The organism is Paenibacillus sp. MAH-35 (assembly GCF_058135425.1).
Window position 1 is genome coordinate 174087 of the sequence record NZ_JBYUPU010000012.1, and the last position, 22187, is coordinate 196273.

16 protein-coding genes and 1 pseudogene are annotated in these 22187 nt (G+C 54.2%); 10 read left to right on the plus strand and 7 right to left on the minus strand.

Annotated features, from left to right (window positions below):
* Positions 1–41 precede the first annotated feature (41 nt).
* Together AC3Y2E_RS15755 and AC3Y2E_RS15760 are read left to right on the plus strand one after the other, a co-directional pair.
* The gene (locus tag AC3Y2E_RS15755; RefSeq protein ID WP_379211863.1) at positions 42–1370 is read left to right on the plus strand and encodes an ABC transporter substrate-binding protein; all 1329 of its coding nucleotides are present in this window, start codon (positions 42–44) and stop codon (positions 1368–1370) included.
* 13 nt (positions 1371–1383) lie between these two features.
* Positions 1384–2760, plus strand: coding sequence for a hypothetical protein (locus tag AC3Y2E_RS15760; RefSeq protein ID WP_379211865.1), 1377 nt, complete (start codon positions 1384–1386; stop codon positions 2758–2760).
* Between the two features lie 97 nt (positions 2761–2857).
* Here AC3Y2E_RS15760 and AC3Y2E_RS15765 read toward each other — a convergent pair whose 3' ends face one another.
* Positions 2858–3802, minus strand: coding sequence for a helix-turn-helix domain-containing protein (locus tag AC3Y2E_RS15765; RefSeq protein ID WP_379211867.1), 945 nt, complete (start codon positions 3800–3802; stop codon positions 2858–2860).
* 405 nt (positions 3803–4207) lie between these two features.
* Between AC3Y2E_RS15765 and AC3Y2E_RS15770 the strand changes: the two genes are divergently transcribed.
* From AC3Y2E_RS15770 to AC3Y2E_RS15780, 3 genes are all read left to right on the plus strand, one after another.
* Entirely contained in the window at positions 4208–4759 is a 552-nt protein-coding gene (locus AC3Y2E_RS15770; protein WP_379211869.1) for a helix-turn-helix domain-containing protein, read from the plus strand.
* Positions 4760–4775: 16 nt separating this feature from the next.
* Positions 4776–5132, plus strand: coding sequence for a PH domain-containing protein (locus tag AC3Y2E_RS15775; protein ID WP_379211871.1), 357 nt, complete (start codon positions 4776–4778; stop codon positions 5130–5132).
* Between the two features lie 334 nt (positions 5133–5466).
* Entirely contained in the window at positions 5467–6708 is a 1242-nt protein-coding gene (locus tag AC3Y2E_RS15780) for a histidine kinase (RefSeq protein WP_379211873.1), read from the plus strand.
* Positions 6709–6839: 131 nt separating this feature from the next.
* On the opposite strand, the pseudogene AC3Y2E_RS15785 reads toward AC3Y2E_RS15780, so the two are convergent.
* The 4 genes and pseudogenes from AC3Y2E_RS15785 to AC3Y2E_RS15800 form a co-directional block, all read right to left on the minus strand.
* Positions 6840–7370 (minus strand): annotated as a pseudogene (locus tag AC3Y2E_RS15785) (response regulator); the annotation flags it as partial.
* A complete protein-coding gene (locus AC3Y2E_RS15790; RefSeq protein WP_379211875.1) occupies positions 7336–8148 on the minus strand; it encodes a sensor histidine kinase in 813 nt (270 codons plus the stop codon). The gene AC3Y2E_RS15790 and the pseudogene AC3Y2E_RS15785, both read right to left, overlap by 35 nt.
* An 81-nt stretch (positions 8149–8229) precedes the next feature.
* Complete coding sequence (locus AC3Y2E_RS15795) at positions 8230–9567, minus strand: hypothetical protein (protein WP_379211877.1); 1338 nt, start codon at positions 9565–9567, stop codon at positions 8230–8232.
* A gap of 19 nt (positions 9568–9586) precedes the next feature.
* Positions 9587–10393 (minus strand): hypothetical protein, encoded by an 807-nt coding sequence (locus tag AC3Y2E_RS15800; RefSeq protein ID WP_379211879.1) that lies wholly within the window; start codon positions 10391–10393, stop codon positions 9587–9589.
* A 281-nt stretch (positions 10394–10674) separates the two neighbouring features.
* Between AC3Y2E_RS15800 and AC3Y2E_RS15805 the strand changes: the two genes are divergently transcribed.
* The 4 genes from AC3Y2E_RS15805 (at position 10675) to AC3Y2E_RS15820 (ending at position 15734) form a co-directional block, all read left to right on the plus strand.
* The gene (locus AC3Y2E_RS15805; protein ID WP_379211881.1) at positions 10675–11130 is read left to right on the plus strand and encodes a DinB family protein; all 456 of its coding nucleotides are present in this window, start codon (positions 10675–10677) and stop codon (positions 11128–11130) included.
* Positions 11131–11254: 124 nt separating this feature from the next.
* Positions 11255–12157, plus strand: coding sequence for an AraC family transcriptional regulator (locus AC3Y2E_RS15810; protein ID WP_379211963.1), 903 nt, complete (start codon positions 11255–11257; stop codon positions 12155–12157).
* A 131-nt stretch (positions 12158–12288) separates the two neighbouring features.
* Positions 12289–14310 (plus strand): hypothetical protein, encoded by a 2022-nt coding sequence (locus AC3Y2E_RS15815; RefSeq protein ID WP_379211883.1) that lies wholly within the window; start codon positions 12289–12291, stop codon positions 14308–14310.
* A 104-nt stretch (positions 14311–14414) separates the two neighbouring features.
* A complete protein-coding gene (locus tag AC3Y2E_RS15820) occupies positions 14415–15734 on the plus strand; it encodes an ABC transporter substrate-binding protein (protein ID WP_379211885.1) in 1320 nt (439 codons plus the stop codon).
* 270 nt (positions 15735–16004) lie between these two features.
* Here the strand turns inward: AC3Y2E_RS15820 and AC3Y2E_RS15825 are convergent, their stop codons facing one another.
* On the minus strand, positions 16005–17639 hold the full coding sequence (locus AC3Y2E_RS15825; RefSeq protein ID WP_379211887.1) for a glycosyl hydrolase family 28-related protein: 1635 nt from the start codon (positions 17637–17639) through the stop codon (positions 16005–16007).
* Positions 17640–17672: 33 nt separating this feature from the next.
* Positions 17673–19007, minus strand: a complete 1335-nt coding sequence (locus tag AC3Y2E_RS15830) for an ABC transporter substrate-binding protein (protein WP_379211890.1) — start codon at positions 19005–19007, stop codon at positions 17673–17675.
* Positions 19008–19214: 207 nt separating this feature from the next.
* On the opposite strand from AC3Y2E_RS15830, the gene AC3Y2E_RS15835 reads away from it, so the two are divergent.
* Complete coding sequence (locus AC3Y2E_RS15835) at positions 19215–22127, plus strand: TIM-barrel domain-containing protein (protein WP_379211892.1); 2913 nt, start codon at positions 19215–19217, stop codon at positions 22125–22127.
* Positions 22128–22187 lie beyond the last annotated feature (60 nt).

The following is a 22187-nucleotide window of genomic DNA, read 5'->3' on the forward strand; positions in this document are numbered from 1 at the left end:
TGGAAACCGATTCTAGCCTTACACAAGGGGGAACACTACAAATGAAAACGTTACGACAAATCGGGATAGGATGCCTCTCATTCATGCTCGTCCTTTCCGCATGCAGCAAACCGGAGGAGACGCCGCCAAGTGCGCGACCGGAGGAGGTCCCGGCGCCGGCGGAAAAAGTGGAATTGGTGTTTTACACCGAAGCCGGGGGCTCTCAAGAAGCATTCGATCAACAATTCGGAAATGTTCTGCGTAAAAAGTTTCCGAACTACACCATTAAGTATATCGAACAGCATGGCCCGGGAACTTATCTGAAAGATCTTCTGGCAGCCGGTACGCAGATTGACGTCTATTACCACTCCGTCGGCTACTTCTTGACTACCGCTTTGCCGAACGCCATCCAATATGATATGAGCGAATTAATCAAGACGCACAAAGTGGATTTAAACAGCATTGAGCCTGTCACGATCGAAGGGTTTCGCAACGATGCGGACGGCAAGATACTGGCTTTGCCGATCTTCACTGACAGCATGGTCACCTATTACAACAAAGATTTGTTTGACAAATTCGGAGTTCAGTATCCTAGCAATGGCATGACGTGGGATTCATTTAACGAGATGGCGAAAAAGCTGAGTCGCATGGAGGGAGACACTCAATATTTCGGATATTTACCAATGATGCAATATTTGTTTTATACGAACCCGCTTTCGATCCCGGCCGTCGATCGCAGCACCCTGAAACCGACAATTAATACGGACCGCCGCTGGGAGCTGTTTTTTGACAAACTGGTTTCCCCTCCGGGCAATGTCGACCCGGCAGCCAAAAAATATATGCCGAGGACGGCTATTGAAGTTCTCGAAGGATTTGTTCAAGGCAAGCAAGGAATGATGGTGTACGTGTCCGCCTTGATCAACAGCTGGCACGACAAGTTGGATAAGATGAATTTCGACATCGTTTCGCCCCCGGCTTTCAGCGAACAGCCTCGAGTCGGCACTCAACCGTACGGCGTATATATGGGCGTAACAAGTATGTCCAAAAACAAGGGCGCTGCCATGGAAGCGATCAAACATCTGTTGTCGGAAGAGGTTCAGACGACCTATGCCCGAAACGGGCGGCTGCCTGTTCTGCGCAGCGAGAAGGTACGATCGAATCTGGGACAAGACACCAAGTTTAAAGATATTAACTGGCAAGCGGTATTTGCTTCTAAATTGGCGAATGTTCCTTATAAAGGTCCTTACGCCACTTCAATCGAAAATGTATACATGAAGTATGCCAATGCGGTCATGTTCGGTGAAAAGGACAGGAACACGGCGTTCCGCGAAGCGGCGGAAGAGGCGACCAAACTAATGGAAACGTTAAGCGCCACCTACGCGAAGCCTTGAGCTGAGGGAGGGCATGATGAAAAGAGGCGAAAACGTGGAGAATATCGGTTCGCGAGTGGAAATGTTTATCGACGAGTGGCTCCTGTCCGGCAAGGAAGGCGTTATGCTGCGTTTGAATCGGCCGGTAAAGCGGGAGGTGGTATTAACGCTGGATCAACCGTGGGAAGGGAGCGCCAGCGGATATTTTACCCTTCTGCAGGATGAGGAGAAGATTCGTCTGTACTACCGCGGAAACTGCTTGGGCAGCGACGGCGATTCGCGACAGGTGACCTGTTATGCGGAGAGCAGCGACGGCGTCCATTTTACCCGTCCGAATTTAGGTTTGTATTCATTTGGAGGCTCCAAGCAGAACAATATCGTCTGGTCAGGGCTGGAATCCCATAACTTCTCGCCCTTCATAGACGGTAATCCGCGAGCGGCGGATCGATGGACCTATAAAGCGGTGGGAGGCGCCGCACCAGAAGGGAGTCCATGGGACGAAGGCTTCCTGTATGCGCTCGGTTCGGAAGACGGGATTCAATGGAAGAGGCTGCATAAAGAGGCACTGTTCGCTGGACAGCCGTTCGATTCCCATAATGTCGTGCTGTGGGAGGCACCGCGGAATCAATACCGCTGTTATGCGCGTTATTGGACGGATGACCGGATCAGGGCCATACACAGCTCGGCATCGTCCGATTTCAAGCAATGGGGGCCGTTTGAACCGAACCGGTATGATGGGAATATACCAGCGGAACATTTTTATACGAATGCAACCGTGTGTTGTCCGGGAGCCGAACATATGCTGCTTTCCTTCCCGATGCGCTTTGTGGAAAACCGCAAGAAGGTTAAGGAGCATCCGGTAGAAGGCGTGTCCGATACCTTGTTCATGTCCAGCCGTGACGGCGTGAACTGGGACCGAACCTTTCGCGAGGCGTGGTCCCTTCCCGGACCGGACCGAAGAAACTGGACAGATCGTTGCAACATGACGGCACTTGGAATCGTGCAGTCGGACCCCGACGAATTTTCGCTATACGTGACGGAGCACTATCGGTGGGATGACTACCGGTTGCGGCGGTTGACCGTAAGACGGCACGGATTTGCCTCCATTCGCGCCGAATGCGGGGGAGGCTGGTTCACTACGCGCCCATTCGTTTTTTCGGGAAACCGGCTCGTCTTGAATTACGCCACTTCCGCAGCCGGTTCGGTTCGGATCGAATTGCAGGATACCTCCGGAACACCATTGGAAGGTTTTTCGGGCGATGAGATGGATGCACTGTACGGAGACGAGCTGGAGGGTGTTGTGCGATGGCGGAACGGGGCTGACGTATCCCGGTTGGCGGGCAAGCCGATCCGGATGAAGGCCACACTTCTCGATGCGGACTTGTACGCTTTTCAATTCAAAATGATGTAACCAACAAGCGTTATGCTATCGGCTGCTGCTGCGGTCGAAGTATAACGCTTGTTGGTCTGCCGCCGATTTCCGGCGGCTGATGAGAATCCTTCCAAAGTCACAAGGAGCGGGCAACAGATTTGCGTGCTCTGCGCATCATCGTCCTGTACTGCGAGGGAGTCATGCCCGTTTTGTCCTGGAATATACAGTAAAAGTGGGGAGGGGATTCGCACCCGATTTCACGCGCAATGTGCTCAATGGGAAGGTCGCTCGTCCGCAGAAAATCTTTCGCGACCTCAATCCGGGTACTAAGCAGCTTCTGCTTGAAAGAAACGTTATAGTGCTGTTTGAGCAACCGATTAACATGGCGGGTGCTTAGATTCAATTGCTCGGCCAGCATTTCCAAGGTCAACTGTTGCCGGTAATCTACAAAAAAACGGTCTATGATGCTGGACCGCTGATTATCCTTGGCTTTGCTCGGCATCGCGTAAGTGGTGTTGGCGTCGCTATCCCGGACGATTTCCCGGACCGTCCGTACAATGACTTGTGCGAACAGACTTTGGGCATTCGCATACGATCCTAATGAAGGCGTTTTCAATTCATTTCTGATTTCTTGGATCAGGCGGAAAATCGATTCGTTATTGTCTTTGTTGTAAAGTCCGCTGTAACGGAGACGAGACAGCAGAGACTTAATCTGTTCCGCCTCTGTATGGGGAAACCAGTCGTCGTTGTCGCAGATGCGTCGGAACGTAAACCGTAAGGTGAAGCGATTGAGAGGAGACTGCGAATCCGGGATGACAGCATGAAAGACGTTATGTCCGATTATGTGGATGGAGTATGGTGCGAATCTGTACTCATGATCGTTCACAAGGAGCAGTCCCGATCCGGAGAGAATGAACTGCATCTCGATGGCCGCGTGATTATGCTTCTCCTGCGTTTCCTTCATCACCAAAGGCTCGAAGTTGTCATTAAGCTGGAAGTCGAACAACAGGGAGTTTATTCGAACCTTCATATTCAGACTTTCCCAGAAGGACAGTGCCGCGCGTTCCTTACCGATTGCCATAAGGATCCCTCCACACTATGCAGCTTCAGTTACTATCGATTATAGCAACACTTGCCATCTTTGTATAGTCAATGTACAAAGTTTGTGCTGGTTGGATAGTTGCGATGACCGTTTGCGGACGGCACGTCTGACCGCTCCAAAGTTGCCTGAGGATCAGCGCCTTATCAAGCCATCACAGGTGACTTTGTCTTTTGGGGGGAAGGGCTCGGAAAAGTTATAAACTTTGTATATTCGGTGTACAAAGATGACGGCTGTGCGAGGCCGTCACCCGATCCGTTTACGAGTCTCGACCGGGGTGGGGCGGAGCTGTACAAGATCGGGAATAACGTTTCAGTGAAAATGTTGAAATTAAAACCGATTTATTATATTATCATTATATAAAATGATAACGTTGGAGGCCATGAAATGGCAAGAAAAGCGGATCTGCTGCTACATCCGATCCGAATGCGGATTATCCAACAATTAATGCTGGGCAAACCGCTGACGACCGCACAACTGTTGGAAGAGCTTGGCGATGTTCCTCAAGCGACGTTGTATCGACACATTCATCTGTTGATCGAAGCGGATATGATCGAAGTAGTCGATACGAACAAAGTGAAAGGAACGGAAGAACGGGTATTCTCCGTCAAGAAGGATCAAATACAGATTTCGGATAAGGAGGCCGAGGTCACTTCACAGGAGGATCATTTGCGGCATTTTTCTGCATTCCATGCTAATTTGCTTCAGCTTGCGACTTCTTATATTACGGAAAATTCCCCGACTCAATACAAAGAGAATGGATTCGGATATTGGTTTGCGCCTATGCATTTGACGAATGACGAGTTTCAGGAGCTCATCGACTCGATTAATACCTACATCGAAAAAGCGATCCATAACGAACCGACGCCCGAGCGCACTCCCCGTATTTTTGCTGGCATGTTTATTCCCCAAAAATCAAAAGGACCATCACAAGAATAAGGAGGCGGATACGAAGATGAGTATTCAGATTACTTTGGGTGATTATGCTCTAATCTTGAATTTTTCAGGCTGGGCGGCAATTACTAACTTGAGAAGCAAAATTGAAATTCCTTACACTTCGATTGATAAATTGCAGGTGGGTGATTTTGAGTTTCCCATAACCGCTGTAAAACGAACCGGCATTTCTGCATTAACTTATAAAAGCGGGGTTTTCGTTATTAATGGAAAGAAACATTTGTTATCTTATCGTGATGCCAGGAAAGTAGTCATTCTTGATTTGCAAGAGCATGAATTTAACAAAATCGTAATTGAAAGCGAAGCTCCCGAGCAATTGGTAAACAATCTGCTGCAACGCAGTTCTTGTGAACGATAGAATATTCACATCATCACCTCCTTCGACGAATTCGAATACAGTCTGATCCAGTGGGGCTGGAGGAAGGGAACCGCTGCCTCGATCCGATCCGGTCTCGCATGCAAGACAAATAAAACGGATTTCCTGGTAACCGCAAAGGTTTTCAGGAAGTCCGTTTTGTTCTACCCTAAGAATAGTCCTTTCCACCCGATTGCACCATCCAAAATATCAACGGTTCAATTGTATTTGCCGCGTCCCGGACGCCCTGAAAAAATTCCCAGCCCTCCCGGGAATGGGACCCTTGTGGTCGGGAACGGACCGTCGGTATGATGAATGAAGTCGAGGTGATGAACAGATGACCTTATACGATATCGGAATCAAAGGGAAGGGGAATTTGGAGCAGAAACTGCCTACCACAGCCGCAGAGGATCAAACGGATCGGCTCGCGCATACTGCTGTAGTCGCCGTGCTGCTGCCTCCGGTGCTCGGAGTGTCTGCCATGGCTGGAAACGCGGCAACGGTTTATGCCGGATTCGCCTTCTTGTTATGGTCGCTGCAAGCGATTCGCGCCGATAACGATCTTCAGCCGCCTGACCGCAGCCGCCCGATCGTGTGGCTGGCGATCGCCTGCACGGCGTATCTGCTCGGCCCGAAGGGACTTTTTGATCCGTATCGGATCGTAATTCTCGTGTCCGAAGCATTAAGCTTACATTCCCAACTATCCGATCGTTTGCCGTACGTCGGGTTTGTTATCGTTTCCGTATCCGTGTGCGGATTGGCGGCGATCTCGATCCGGATGCGTCTGCTTCGCCAGGAAGCGAAACAAAGTGAGGCGGAGTTGCAACAGAAAAATATAGAGCTAGCGCAGTTGCGGCACAGCCTGGAACAGACGGTGGAGCAGCGGGTGTCCGCGCTGGAGAAAGCGAGCCGTTCATTGGCCGTGACGTTTCGCGAGAAGGCGGAGACGCTTGCAGAGATGGCGGTGCTGGAAGAGCGCAACCGTATCGCGTACGAAATCCATGACACGGTCGGGTACACGCTAACCTCGGCGATCGTCCAGCTGGAAGCGGCGAAGAAGATTGCGGAACAACAAGACCGCGTTCCGTGGGAAAAGCTGGAGTTGCTGAGCGGGCTTGTACGGAAAGGGCTGGAAGATGTCGGCAGGGCGGTCATGCTAATCCGCTCGGATGATGCGGAGACGATGACACTGGAGGCGGCGCTCCGCGAGCTGATTCAATATACGGAAGATACGATGGAAATCGCCATCGAATCCGATATTTCATTGTCCTCGAATACGAAGCCGGGCAGGTTGACGGAGCAGGTATTGTATCATGCGCTGCAGGAAGGATTGACCAATGCCGCCCGCCATGGCAAGTGTACTCGCGTTCGATTCTCGCTGCGCTTGTCCAACGGGATGCTGATGTTTCGGCTGGTCAGCGATGGAGAGCCGTACGGCTCGGCCGTTCCCGGCTTCGGTCTGTCGTCCATGATCGAACGGGTGCAGCTGCTGGGCGGAAGAGTGGACATCCGATCCTCCGCCGATGCCAAAGACGACCCGGTCGGTTGCGAGTTGTCGATCGACCTGCCGCTGCTATAAATTCTATTGCTGAGTTTCAAGGGGCATCCTGGCGGGATTGCTTGACGACCTGAATCGCGCTTGCCCGGTGGTACCTGCAACTTGTTCAGAATGGCCGAGATGTAGTTGGACACCGTTTTCGAGCTGAGCTTCAGCTTGCCGGATATATCCGCATTGGCGCAGCCCTCGACCATCAACTGAAGTACTTCCTTTTCCCGGTAGGTCAATTCCGGAAACTGATCCAGCCGGGAGACGGGACGCACGGCGTAAGCGATCAGGCGGCTTGCAATGTCCCCTCCGAAGATCGCTTCGCCGGCGGCAACGGCTCTGATCGCGCGGACGATATCCTCCTTGTCCGCATCTTTAAGAATGTATCCGCTTGCGCCGGCCTTCATAGCGGAAATGACGGAGTCATCGTCCTTAAACATCGTCAGCATCAGAACGCGAATTGCGCTGTGGGCCGAACGAATACGTGCCGTTGCTTCGATCCCGTTTAATCCGGGCATTCGGATATCCATCAAAATGACGTCCGGGAGCAATTCGAGCGATAACCTGGCCGCTTCGTCTCCTGTCGACGCCTCCCCGACAACAGTCATCCCTTCTGTGCTGTCCACGACGTTCCTGACGCCTTCCCGGAACATCGGGTGGTCATCTGCCACTAATATGCGAAGCTGCGTTTCCATCTGGATCTCCTTTCCATGGTCGGTCTTTTACCGGCAGAGCGGCTGAGATCACCGTTCCGCCTTCCGGTGGGGAATCGAATCGGCAGACGCCTCCCAATTCGCCCGTACGTTCCCGTATCGAGGTCAGTCCAAGTCCTCCGTTATGCGCAGATTTGGGTGGCTGCTTCGTCAAGCCGACACCGTTATCGGCGATTTCGAGCTTCAGCTCGTTCGTCTCGGGACGGAAGTCGATTAGAACCCTGCAATAATCGGCCCCGGAATGTTTGACGACGTTGACCAACGCTTCCGTGACGATCCGATAGGTCCCGACTTCGATCGCTGCAGGCAAGGGCGGCAAAGGGGCGGTCGGTTCAATCTCGATCTGGAGTTGGTCTGCTCCCGCGATAGCCCGAACGTCGAGCAGCTGTTCGGCCCGCTGACGAAGCGCCCCGACAAGTCCCATCTCGTCCAGCGCCGGCGGTCTCAGGTCGTATACGATCCCCCGGATTTCTTCCACCGTTTTCCCGATTTCTTCCCGGAAACGATTCATGAAAAGGATCGCCTTGGGGGGATCATCGCGAATCCAGTCCTCCACGAGAGAGGCGGTAAGCTTCATGGAGGCGAGTCTGGGCGCGATCTCATCATGCAGGTTGTTACGCATGGACCTGCGTTCTTCTTCGCGCGCCAAAATTAATTGTTCCCGCGACTGCTGGAGTTCGCCGATCAAAAGTCCGATGTCCATCGTCTGCTTGACACTTTGGAGAATGGTGCTTGCATGACGGGTAAGAAAGCCCAGCATGCGCTGATCGGCTTCGTTGAACGTTTCGCCTGGCGAGCGTACCGCAACGATCAGACTGCCGATGTCCCGGCCTCCGTTGATTTATGGAAGGCTAACCGTTTCCGGCGGCCGTTCGCCTACGGAAGCGACGAGCAAGGGCTGCTCGTTCCGAATGAGCATAATTCCCGCGTAAGGCAGCCGCAGCGCATCTTTGACGGTTTTCGCAACGGTCTCGAATGCCGCTTCGGGTGAAAGCGGCTCCTTCAACCGGTTTCCCAGAGCGATCAGAATCGTATAAGGGTCGTCCTGTTCGCCGTACATCATCCGATTGACTGCCTTCTGCAGCTTTTCCTTCAGCGGTGCGAACAGAAAAGCCGTCACTCCCGTGGCGACCAGAGAGAAGACCATATTATGACCGACCTGAAACAGAAATGACAAGTACCACACGATAAGCGAATAAACCACGACGATAATCGCGCTTAACCCTGCGTATACGAGAGTGCGGTTTACGATGGGGTCGATATCCCATAACCGCTTGCGCAGCATCGTGATCGTGAGCGTCGCCGGAATCGGTATTAACAGCAAGATGACCGAAATATCCAGAACGAGCAGCCAGAGCGGGTCAGGTTGCAAATAGAAATCCGGCTGAAACAAAAGTGGGAGGGCGCTGACGACGAATATGCCTGTCAGGGAAAGCAACAGTCCGTAAATAAACCATTTGGTCTGCTGCCGCTCAACAGCGTTCGCCTCGTAGCGGTACCGGGTGTATTGACTGTAGATCAATGTACCGTATAACAAAAACATCCAGGTCAGATTCAGTGCGGTCGGCCAATGCTGTACGCTCCATGGCTCAGTTCCGAAAGTGCTGGCGATCAAGCGGAAAGCCGCTAGCCCGATCCCCGCCCAAAATACCCGGCGCCGTACCATTTTGCCGTTGGGAAACAGGAGCAAAAACAGGATAAACAAAAAAATCGACGTATTTTCGATGCCCGTCGCCAGCCACCCGAGCTCCCGCCACATATTCGGGATGTAGCTGGAAGCGGGAAAGGCGATAAAGGCAGCCCCGGCGATATACGATATCGGTTCGTTCGGGCGTTTGATAAAGATAAGTAAAGCCCCGATAAAAAAAACGGCAAAGTTGAGCAGCGTTATGCTCGTAAACAGGATGGCCAGGTCGTCATACGACCAATGGAGCTTCTCCAGCACGGCCGGGGGTAAAGCCGTCAATCTGGCGTATTCGCATGTCGTGGCGGGACAAGCATCCCGGATGTACAAAAAGTACGAGGGGATCTTGTATAGAAACAAGCATGTAATCAGCCCGCTTAATGAAAGAGCCGCGCTTCTCACGGCAAGCAGGAACTTGTCGGAACAAGGACGGTCCGCTTGTTTGCTGTGCGCGGGCGGTGCAGAGTGAATATCTATGGCTAACAACTCCCCCATGTAACTTAACGTCCACCCCTTAACGGAGGGAAGTGACTCCGGATATCACGGAACGCATAAGGCGCAGCGAGAAAGCCCCATATACGCATCCGTACAATACCGCGGCACATCCTCCCCACATGCCCCAGCTGGCTTCGTGGCCGGGAAGCGTCAGCGCGGCGGCACCTAGGTAGACGAACGTAAACGCGAGCAGCAAGCCGAGTGCCGCGGCCCCTGTACGGGCGGAAGCAACCATGAAGCTGCCATAGATCAACGTTAGAGCAAGTGCGGTTCCTTCTCCCCAGCGAAACTGTTCCTCCGTCTCCTGAAACTGTTGGACCGCACCATTAACCAAAAAAGGCAGCAGTCCGAATAGCGCAATAATCGAGAGGATCAGTAGCGGTCGATCGAAATGGGCAGGCTCCGAAGGACGAATAATTTCCTTTCGTTTTCCGTAAGTGAAGTAAAGAATCGTCAAAGCGATTCCGAAGATGACGAAAATGGAAAAACGGCTCGGCGCGAGCGCCGGACTGGTAGCCGCCAGCGTCACCAGAAAAATAACGTGGCCGACAAAATAAAAGCGTACGAGCAGCGGTTTCGTTAATGGTTTGTGCAACAATAGGAACAGACTGCCGCTGAACAGCAGCCCGATCAGTGCGCCGTGCACGGCGCCGTGGAATCGCAGCTCTTCCGGATGCGGATCGAAGGCGAAAGCCGATCGGAACCAGGGCTCCAGTCCTTCCGTAAGACCTTCAAGAACGACCAAACCTCCAAGCGCGAACACAACGGCGAAAATTCGAAACCAAATCGATTTTTCTGTTTTTTTCAATATTGGCGTTTTTTCCATTTTACAGTTCTCCTTTGGAATGAACAAGATTCCTTTTCAGCATACGAGCCGTGTCTTCCCAACCGATAGAGTACGCTTCCTAATAAGCCGGGAAGATGATCCAGGAGATTATGATCGGACCGTTACAATGACTTGGAGCGATAGCCTTGCTGCGCGGACTGGCAGGATAATTTAGCCAAATAGCGAATAGATAGTTTTTGAATGCTTTGAAATACCGAATTCCAGGGGCTAACGGATAAAGTAAATTCAACTAATCGATGAGACGAAGAGGGGGGGCCGAGATGAAAACGATCAAGTGTATGATGGACCACCTGTACTGGGCGAACGCACGCATCCTGGACGCGCTCGAGGAGAGTGAGACGAAGAACAAGGACCTTCTGAAGCTGGTTCGGCATGTTGCGGTCGCGGAGCGAGTATGGTTGTCCCGATTACAGGGCAAGGGCAGCGCGCCATATTCGTTGTGGGAGGAAGCGGAAAACCTGACGGCGGTCCGGACGATGTTCGAAGATAACGCCGCATTATATCGCGTCTATATCGAAGGGCTTGAGGAGTCCGGGTTGGACGAGATGATCGACTATGCGAACCAGAGCGGGGTTCCGTTCCGTACGTCCGTCCGGGACATCCTGTCACAGGTCCTCTTGCACGGGCAATATCACCGGGGACAGATCAACCGGGCACTTCGGAACGAATCGGCAGAGCCTGCCCAAATCGATTACATCACGTTCGCGAGGCTCTAACGGGGCTTACACGAATGCGAGAGATCCATGCAAACTCGAAGGCAGCCGTCAAAACGATCGGCTGTTTTTGCTCAGCTATACCGACTGTTTGTTGATACGTTTTGGAGGAGGGGAATCCGTGAGCATGGAGATCAGCATTTCCAATACGAGCCATACGCTGCAGGTTGTCGGCTGCCAATTCGGGGTGAAATCGGCGGACTGGTCGTATCCCAGGCATCATCATCATTTATTCGAGCTGTGTTACTGCTGGGAGGGCACCGGGGAACTGACCGTCAGCGAAGAGACGATCGTGTTGCGTGCGGGCGAGCTTTTGCTGCTGAAGCCGGGGATTAAACATCACTCGCGCAATCGCTCGGCCGACCGCTACGCTTTCTTTAACATCCACTTCCAAATAGACGATAAGGAAGTATACGCTCATCTCACCGCGGCTCCTTACCGGTACTTGGATCGAGATCGCATACAGCGGACTCGGCTGCCGGCCTACTTCCGGGAGATGGAGGGATTGCTGTCCAAGGAATTGCTGCAGTCGGGGCCCCCTCTTCTCGCCTCGCCGGACTCGGACCACCGCTTTGCCATTCAATTAAGCTACCGGAATCGCTTGTTTTTCCAGGGACATATCTTGCTGATCATCCAGGAAGTTCTTTCTCTCTTGCTACCGCTTGAGACGGAACCGGCGGAGGAGCTTCCGCTGAATGCCGGGTCGGTGCTTCAGATCGATGCAGCCCACGCCATCGAAGCGAGGTTGCACAATACGGGGTGTGTCAAAGGAGCGGTCAACGGCATCGCCAAAGAACAAAACTTGAGCCGCAGTCAATGCTATAAAATATTTACCCAGGTCTACGGCATGTCCCCCCGGCAATATTTAACCCAGCTCAAATTGAATCAAGCGAAGCAGCTGCTGCTAGATAACGAATTAACGGTGGAGGCGATCTCCCGCAGACTCGGCTTTGCCACCATCAGCCATTTCTCCCGGCAATTCAAAAGATGGACCGGTTCCTCCCCCAATCAGTTTCGTCCCCGCCGTTAGACTTGTCTCCCGTAGAAATGATGCGACAAATGGACAAATAGAAGGATGCTCCGCTAATTGTTCCGCATGCGGCATCCTTCATATAATCAGGTTGCGGACTGATTTTCAACCTGAGAGGAGAGTTGTCCCGATTGTCGGAATTTGTTTATATGCTCAGATATACCATGAGGTCTGGCGAGCTGGAAAGCGAGCGGTTCGAAGATCTCATGGCATTTTGCGGCAACGCTGGAATTGACGATGTGATGTTTTTTATTCACCCTATGCATTTCAACCATATGACACTGGAAGAAACCCGGCCATGGTTGAAGGCGATCGAACGGGCCCAGCCGCTGCTTGCGTCGATCGGGGTCACGACCTCGATCAATCCGCTAAATACGCTGCTGCATGAAGACATCGGCGGTACGTTGAAGCAAGATCATCGGTTCCAGGTCATGGTTGACCCGCGCGGCAACCGCTCTCAAGCAGTCGCATGCCCTCTGTGTCCGGAATGGAGGCGGTATATCGCCTCGATGTACGCCGCTTATGCGGAGCTTGAACCTCATTGCCTCTGGATCGAAGACGATTTCCGTTTTCACAATCATCGCCCGCTGCTGTGGGGAGGCTGCTTTTGCGATGCGCATTTGGCGGATTTTGCCTCTCGTGCCGGAATGGAGCGGATGGACCGTAGCGATTTTGTACAGGGAATGCTCGCGAAAGGGCCGCCGCACCCGTACCGCCGTATTTGGCTGGACGCTTGCCGTGAACAGCTGGTGGACGTGGCCGCCGAGATCGCCGATGCTGTGCACCGGGTGTCGCCGCATACCCGCCTGGGCTTGATGACCAGCGATCCGGCCGCCCATGCCGCCGAAGGCCGCGATTGGCACTGGCTGCTGGCGGCGCTGGACGGTGTGCATGCGGCGGCGGTTCGCCCTACGCTGCCTGCATACCGGGAGACGACAGGCATGCAATATGCGTGGAGCTTTCACGCGGTGTCACGGTTGACCGCCTCCTTGCTTCCGTCCGCGACGCCGCTGTATCCCGAGCTGGAGAATGTACCCTATACCAATTACGCCAAATCTCACGCGTTTCAACGATTCCAATTGGAAACAGGGTTGCTGCTCGGCAGCAGGGGCCTTACGCTGAACATTCTCGACATGGCAGGCAACGGTGTCTATCCGGAAGAACGGCATGAGCGCTGGCTGCGCGAGCAAAAGGATTTTGCCGCAAGTGTGGCCGCCATGCACCTGCGGGTGCAGGATCAGAGAGGGGTCGGCGTGCTCGTCAACGAGCGTTCTTCCTATACGCTGGCAGTTGCTGGGGGCAAGTCTCCGGGAGATCTGTCCCCCCGGGAGACGTTCTGGGCCAGCTGCTTGTCCGCCTGCGGAATCGCCAACCGTTACGTCATGGACAACGGGGCCGATTGTTCGGGTGTGGTGGCCTTATCCGGGCAGGTGCTGCGGAATTATGGCGAGGCGGAACTGCGGGAGCTGTTTGCCCGGTGTGCAGTGCTGCTCGATGGTGAAGCGGCGTTTACGCTCTACGATATGGGGCTCGGCTCGTTGTGCGGGATCGCCAGGGCCGAGTGGCATACGGCGCAATTTTACGAACGGATTGCCGACGGCCGGAGTTACGCCGGCATTGCGAACGGCAGGATGAGGCCGTTCTATAGCCAGGAAGCCTATCTGCGATTGGAATACAACGAGGCGGCAGAGGTGTCTGTCCTGTCGCGGCTGCATCGCGCAGACGACAGCCTATTAGGTCCCGGGATGACCGTAGTCAACGAACAAGTGTTCGTCATCCCCTATGGCTGGGAGAATCAGCAAGCCTTGCTTCATCCGATTCGCAGGGCCGTGCTGCATGATGTGCTGCTAGGTGCGCTAGGCAAGCCGGATTATCCGTCTCCGATGATGATGGCTAGTTACGCGCCTCATGTCGCCGTGTTCGAATATGCCGGCGAGCGGGAGCGGACGATCTGTCTGGTCAACGCGTCGCTCGACGAAGTGTCGGAGCCGGAATTGACGGGGATCGGGCCGGATGCGAGCGGGTGGAAGATATACAGCCGAAGCACTCCGTTAGGCCGTCCGGCGATATGGAGAGAGAAGGGAGCGACAAGCATGCAACTGTTGCATATCGTCATTCCGGCTTTGTCTATGGTGGTGTTGCGCAGGAGTTGAGAAGAAGGGGAACGTACAGGAGCTCGCTCCTGCCTAGAGGCTAAGTCCGCAGAGTAGGGGAGAGAAGCCAATCGGCCATCGAATGAACGGGGAGGTCACAAGAAATGCCGAATCAACCAAGCAGCGCATTGTTATGCGGGGTGGCCGGGCTCATGGCTGCGTGCATGATGCTGACGGGCTGCAGCCGGGATACCGCCAAATCGCCGGACGGCGAATCCGCGTCCGCAAAGGAACCTGTCGAATTGACGATCTACTATTTCTGGTCGAGGCCATATGAAGATTTTATGGCGCTCTACGGAAATGATATCGTGCGCAAGTACCCTCATTTTAAAATCAACTGGATACAAAACACCAACGGCAATTCGCCGTCGGAGGTAATCGCGTCGGGTGTCAACATTGATATGTATTACAGTACGGTAGACAACCTGGTCCAGTTGATGGATTTGGGCATTGACCCTGACCTATCCGACCTCCTCAAGAAATACAATACGAATCTGAACGAATTTGAACCGACGATGGTCGATTACATGCAGCGGATCGAGCCCGGCAAATTTGTCGGCATTCCCTTCGCCACGCAAACGCTGTCCCTGCTGTACAATAAAGATATTTTCGATAAATTTGGTTTTCCGTATTTGTCTGACGGCATGACTTGGGACCAGCTGTATGCCGCGGCCAGATCGTTGACTCGCATAGAGGGCGGGGCGCTTTACCGGGGATACGCCGAGACGTGGTTTCCGAACCAGCTGGCGCTGAACCAGTTATCGCTTCCATTGATCGATGCGGGGACGAACCGCGCGATTTTCGATACGGACCCTTGGAAGAGCGTTCTGAACAATTTCATCCGATTTTATCAAGTTCCCGGCTATGAGCCTAATCCCGAGATCTTGACAGGCGGTGCCCCGGCTACGGCTTTCGTGCGCGACCAGAACATCGCCATTACGGTCAGGAACAGCAGCGATTTTCCGAGAAAAAGCGCAGGCGTGACCATGAATTGGGATGCAGCGACTTATCCGGTGTTCTCCGCTGGCGCATCGGAGGCTGGGCCCCAACCGCAGGTGATCTTCTGGACGATACCGAAGCATGCCAAGCATAGGGAAGCGGCGTTTCTGGCCGCAACGGCAATGGCCACCCACGATGTGCAGTTGAAAGGCTCGCGCAACGGTTTGCCGTCCGTCCTGCGCGATCCCGGCATCCGCGAGGCGTTCGGCGCAGACGTGCCCGACTTGCAGGGGAAGAATGCCAAAGCGTTGATTCCGAAACGGTACGCGACCATCATCCCTCCAACCCGGTTCAACGGCACAGCGACATCCGCCATTAGCGACGCTTTCCAGAAGGTGGTGCTCGGAAAGACCGATCTCAACTCCGCGTTCCGCGAAGCGGTCGAAGCGGCGGACAAACAAATCAACACCAAGTTGGGCAGATAACCATGCTATGCTCGTAGATTCACCTGTCAAGCAGCTGAATGATAAAAAAAAGATATACAAGAGCCGCCGAGGATTTCGACGGCTTTTTGTTTGGTGGAGACGTATGTACCGCGATAGGAAACCAGTGTGCCAGCTGGTAACTTGACGTAAGTCGTTAGTTCGATAGATTCATCACGAAAACAAATCCCGACCGATAGAGTGATTACGATCGGGAAACGCTGCTTCGATGGAACCGAATATTGTATTATAAATGCGAATGTTTCATGAAGGTTAGCTGATCTGCTTCCAGTCTGTCGAAGATGTAGAGCCGGCCGCCATGTACAGGTTGCCCGATACGATCGCCTGTTGCCCTTCGTAAAGCGGCGTACCCGTAACGTCGTCGGTGAAATTGACGGTTCCCGGCAAATTGCCGATCAGTACGTTCGCTTCCCGGCTGACGTCCATCAAGGTCGCCCGGTTGCCGATAATCGTATTGTTGGAGCTTCCGTCCGCCGTCAGGCAACGCAGCAAACCGGAAGTAACCTGCTCCTGCCCGATATTGCTCGAGATTATATTATTATTGCAATTATTTAACCAAATGCCGTACGTGTCGATATCGCGGACATGGTTGCCGGTAATGACGCTGTGCGTTACGTATTGAAGCCGGATGCCCTCCCGAGTCTCGGACACGAAATTGTTCATGATTTTCAATCCGCTGACCGGGGCCGACTGCGGGCCGACGATCAAAATGCCGAAGGAGCCGGAGCAGTGGTGGAATGTGTTGCCGCACACCTCGGTGTCGACCCCGGCGGTCATGCGCACGCCCGCATAGCCGCCGCCTTCCGTTGCGCAATTGATTAACGTATTATTCACAATCTTGATATTCCGCGGCAGATACCCGTCCTGGACGTTCATCAGCACACCGTCCCTTCGGCAATTTTCCGCCACGCATCCTTCCAGAATCGTGCCGTAGCCATTGTAGCCGAGGCTGTCCGGCGTCGCGCCGTTCCCTGTTATCGTAAATCCGATCAGGCAATCCTGAATATGACAGTTGCTGACGATATGCCGATGTCCTCTTGCTTTGACGCCCGAGCCCCCGGTTTGCTTGACCGTGATATGTTCGATCAGATTCCCTTTGCCCGACGATATGTAGACCCCGTTGTCCCACATATTTTCAAAATAACAATCGCTGATATGATGGTTGGTTCCTTCGGCGCCGACAAGAATGCCGGAGCCCATATCTTTGCCGACAAGGCCGCGTACGCTGTTGTTCAATCCGCCGCTGATATAGCAGCACGAACAATAATTGGCGCCAGTCTTGCCAACGTTCAAGAACCCGACGACGTAGCAGTCGGTCACATGGCATTCCTGACAGACGGACAGCAGGAACGGATACGTTTTGTCTTTCACGGAGCAGCCGGAGATGACGGCCTGGTTGCAGCGGTCCAACTGGATAAAGGCGTTGAACAAGCTGCTCGCGCCGGCAAAACCGGCGTATGTCTCCGCGCCATGGCACGACAAGCCGGTTACCGTAGAGCCGTGTGCATGGAGCAGCTTCAGCATGGGGACGCCGAATACGGACGCTTCCTTGATCACGGCCTTCCCGGTCGCGAACAGATGAATTTCTTTGTTGCTAACCGTAAGCTGAGAAGAAATCAGGTACGTTCCCATCGGGAAATAGACGGTGCCGCCGGTTGCGGTCGCGTTTAATGCACTCTGGATTGCCGACGTGTCGTCGGTCGTTCCGTCTCCGACGGCGCCGAAATCGGTCACGACGTTCCATTCCAGCGGCAGCGGATTGGCGTGCGCGACGCGGGGGACGGGGGAGTACTGTCCGAGCAGCATGCCGGCCCCGGCCATACCCATGGATGCGACCAGCGTTCTCCTGCTTATCGTTTTCGTTTCGATAGGTTCGATGGGGTTCATAAACTTTGCACTCCGTTTCGTTTTATATTTGGACTACTTTCCCGATTTGGCCGTTTGAATGCTTTGATTGGTGAATTCCGTTGCCTCGCGCAGCGCCGTGTTGATGTCTTTTTGCTTGAGCACATAATCGATCATCGCGTTGAGCAGCTCGGTCGTCCCGTACCCGTTGTAGGCGGTGAACGAAATCGAATCTGCATATTTGGCAGGGATCAGCGCCTTCACATTTTTACCTTTGTAAAGCGGCGAATCCTGGCTGAATGCCTGAAGGAACGCCGGGTTCTGCAGGACTGGCAGCATCGTGCCCGCACGGGACTGCTGCATCTGGAAATCGTCCGATGTCAAATAAGCGATCGCTTCGAACGCCTCATCGGGATGGGGCGTCAAGGTCGTTATGCTGAACAAGGTCGGATACGCCTGGGGGCCGACGCCGTGAGCTTCCTTGAATGTTGGGATGGCGGCGATGTCCCAATTTAGCGCATTCGTGATTTCCGGCTGCTTGTGCAGGTTCGTCAGGGCGATCCACATGGCTGCGCGCTGTTCCTGGAAGAAGAAATTCCGCTGACGCCCGACATCGAGCGCTTTTAAATCGTTGTCGTAGCCCGGCAGCATAAAATTCCGGGAAATATTCGTGATGAACGACTTCCACGGGTCCGTTTGAAAGTTAGCCTTCTCGCTCGTCGGATCGACCAGCGGCAAAGAGAGCGAGTTCAGCGGATTCAACGTGCCGACCGGAGCGGTCAGGCCGAGATAATTCATACCGCTGTCCGTGCGCGTCAGCTTTTTGCTGATCTCGTACAGATCATCCCAAGTCATATCGTCCTTCGGGTAAGCGACTCCGAACTTGTCGAAGATGTCTTTATTGTAATAAATGGCCGAAGGGGGCACGTAGACCGGCAGACTGTTCATACCGCCGTGCGCCAATGCTCTCGCTACGCTTACAAGTCCCGGGTTTAACCGATCCAGATCGTATTTGTACTTTTGGATGAGAGGCATAATATCGTACTGGAGCCGATGGTCCTCCAGCGTTCTAGTCGCCCCCGGCGAGCCGAAATAGATGTCGATCCGTTGGCCCGCCGCCAGCAGTTCGGGCAAACTCGTCCCTTTCCCGTATTGCATGAATACGGGCGTAATATGCGGAAATTTTTTCTTGATCGGCTCCCCGAATGTGTCCATGAACGTATCCGCGGTCCAGTCGTTGGCGGAAGGGTAATAAAAGACCAGTTCGACCGGCTCCTTCTTGTCCGCCTGGAGAGCGGAATCGGGCGTCCGCGCACCGTTGTCGTCCGCCGAACCGTTGTTTTGCGAGCATGCGCCAAGCACCATGGCTAGCGGCAACAGGATCAAAGCCATTGCCCCTTTCTTACGCATCGTTATGCCTCCTCTGATTTGGTTTGTTGCGTACAGCTTCAGTATAAGAGCGGTCCGGTCGGGATAACAGAGGAGGCTTATGCGCTTGTCATGTACTTAAATGACGATTTGTAAGCGCTTCATGTATTTTGATGATACCTGTCTGGTAGTATGATAAGATGCAGATAGGAAAAATGAATATTCATTCGATTCTGGGGGACTGGTACGATGGATTGGTCGGATTCATCTCTGCAATTCGAACTGCCGGGCGGCAACTGGATGCGCGTTGAAGTTCTGGCGGCAGGCACGTTTCGCGTGCGTCTGAACGATACAACGTCGTTCGCAGAGCCGCCTTTGATCCGTTACGGCATATTGCGCGAGCCCGGCAGCGGGGGGAGATACGCGATCCGGCGTTTGAACGACTCGGTCGAGCTGGATACCGGAAAAGCCGTTCTGGCGGTCGATCTGCGGGACGGGAATTTGCTGTTGCGCGATGCAGTCGGGACGGAACTGACCCATACCGCGGAGCCGCCCCGCTTCAGGCCGGACGGCGGCTTCCAGCTACGTTTTGTTCTCGCCGCGGAGGAGAGCTTGTACGGTCTCGGGGATGTGACTCGGGAGCGGTTACAGAAGCGCGGGACGACTTCGGACATGCGGGTAACCAATATTTCGGCATACGCGCCGATTCCGTTCGTGATGAGCAGCCGAGGCTGGGCGCTCCTGATGAATACGACACGCAGACATACGTTTGATCTGGGGGCTGCCAAGAACGATGAACTGCTTGTCGAAGGACCGCAAAGGGAACTTGATTGTTATCTTTTTGCAGGCAGCGGATTCGGCGAATTGTTGGACAGCTATACGGAAATAGCCGGCAAACCGGCACTGCTGCCGATCTGGGCATACGGCTTGACCTTTATTAGCCACGATACGCTGAACGCACGAGAGGTTGTCGACGACGCTCTCCGTTTTCGCCTGGAGGGCATTCCTTGCGATATGATCGGGCTGGCCGGGGGGTGGATGGAACGGAGCTACGATCATTCCACGGTTAAAGCGTGGCACCCGGAGCGGTTTTATACGCCCAAATCGGCGCTTACCGGACCGCATACGTTTATCGGCACGCTGCGAAGCCACGGCTTCAAGCTCAGTCTGCTGCTGTACTGCGACTACGATCTGAGCGCTCACGAAGAATTCGAGCTCCGCGAAGGCGGGCGTGTAGACGGGGAAGCGCCGGAGCCCTGGTACGCGCATTTGCGGCCGTTTGTCGATCAGGGGACGGCTTCTTTTAAATTAATCGGCAGCCGGCAGTTGCAAAATCACCCCAATCGGCAGTGGGCCAACGGGATGAGCGACGAGGAGATGCACAATTTGTACCCCGTGCTGCTCGCCAAGCAGATGTTTAGCGGGTATTTGGAGCAGACGGGAAGACGCCCTATGATGTATACACTCGCCGGCTATACAGGCATTCAGCAATACGCAGCCACTTGGGCGGGACAATCGCGCAACGACAAGGAGGCGCTTGTCTCCATGCTCAATCACGGCATGAGCGGGCACGTCCATACGACCTGCGACATGTTTATTCATACGAAGGAAGGCATTCATTTCGGCTTTTTGCAGCCATGGTCGCAGATCAACAGCTGGGCGTATTTTCGCCACCCCGCTTTTCTGGAGGAAGGCGTGAGGAAATTATTCAAAACATACGCCCAGCTTCGCTACCGTCTGCTGCCCTACATCTATTCTGCGGCCCATGTAGCCGCGCGAACCGGAATGCCGATTTTACGGGCGATGCCGCTGCACTTTCCCGACGATCCGGCGTGCGGCGATTTGCTGCATCAATATATGCTGGGGCCGTCTCTGCTCGTCGGAGCTTATATCGATTGCGTCTATTTGCCGGCCGGCCGCTGGTTCGACTATTGGACGGGAGAAGCGCACGAAGGGCCGAAGCGGATCGATTGCCGGCTGCCGGACGACGCTGGCGGGCCGTTGTTTGTCCGCGGGGGAGCGATTCTCCCGATGTGGCCGGATATAGACAATATCGGGCAGACGCCGGTTGAGCGCATCGCGCTTCATATTTATCCGCACGGGGGCAGCGAATTTGCGATGTATGAGGATGACGGCGTCACGTTCGGATACAAGGAGGGCGAGGTCGCGGTGACCGTCATGTATTGCGAAGAAACCGCCGAATTGGTGAAGGTGCGGATCGAACCGCGTGCCGGCATTTACCCGGGTATGCCGGCCAAACGTGACTACGAGCTGATCGTACACGTCCGGGACAAGCCGACCCGACTTTCACTGAACGGCGTCCAGCTGCCGATGCAGCCGAATCGCCCCAAGCCGGATGCGGCACGGGGCTGGAAGTTCGACCGGCTGCGCGGCACCCTGCGACTTCTGATTAAAGACTGGGAGGTGGCCGAGGCGGAGCTTTGCGTGGAGGCGCTGATCCCGTCGGCTGCGCCCGCTGCGGCGGTCAGAAGTGCGATTACGCCGACAGAAAGGAAAGCCGTCTCCGCCGCGGAATTTGAGAAGCGGCTTGAGGCGGCGTGGAAAGCCGGCAGACACGCCGAGGCGTTGGACGCATTGCGGCAGTGGTGGGCAAGCCGGACCAAGCAAGCGGCTTCCGCCGAGGTTGAATGGCGTATGCATCTGCTCGAAGGCTGCCTGCTGCTCGCCCGCCAAGCTTCGCAAAACGGCTGGCTGGCGGTCGAGGTGTTCGGCGAGGATTATGCGGCCATGTTCAATTTACAGTCGATCGCCACGAAAGAGCAGGGGATGGCGCTGTTGGAGACGTTGGCAGGCCACCTGGTACGTTACGTGCACCGGCTGTCCGAGTCGGTAGTGCATCCGCTTATCCAAGAGGTCATACATATCCTGGAGCGCGAGCTCGATCGACAGCTGTCCTTAAACGAGGTGGCGGAGCGGCTGCACGTGCATCCGTCCCATCTGAGCCGGCTGTTCAAACGTGAGATCGGCCAACCCTTCTCGGAGTACGTCTGGAAACTGAAGATGGAACGCGGCAAAACGTTTCTGGAAAACGGGCTCAAGGTGTACGAAGCCGCTGCAAAAACCGGGTTCAAGGATGTCAGCTATTTTTCGCGTGTATTCCGGAAATATTGGGGGGTTCCGCCGGTGGAGCTGCGCAGGTGAGGGCGTCAAAGTCATCATAATCCGGTATACCTGTAAAAACCGGCATGAGAATCCATCAAA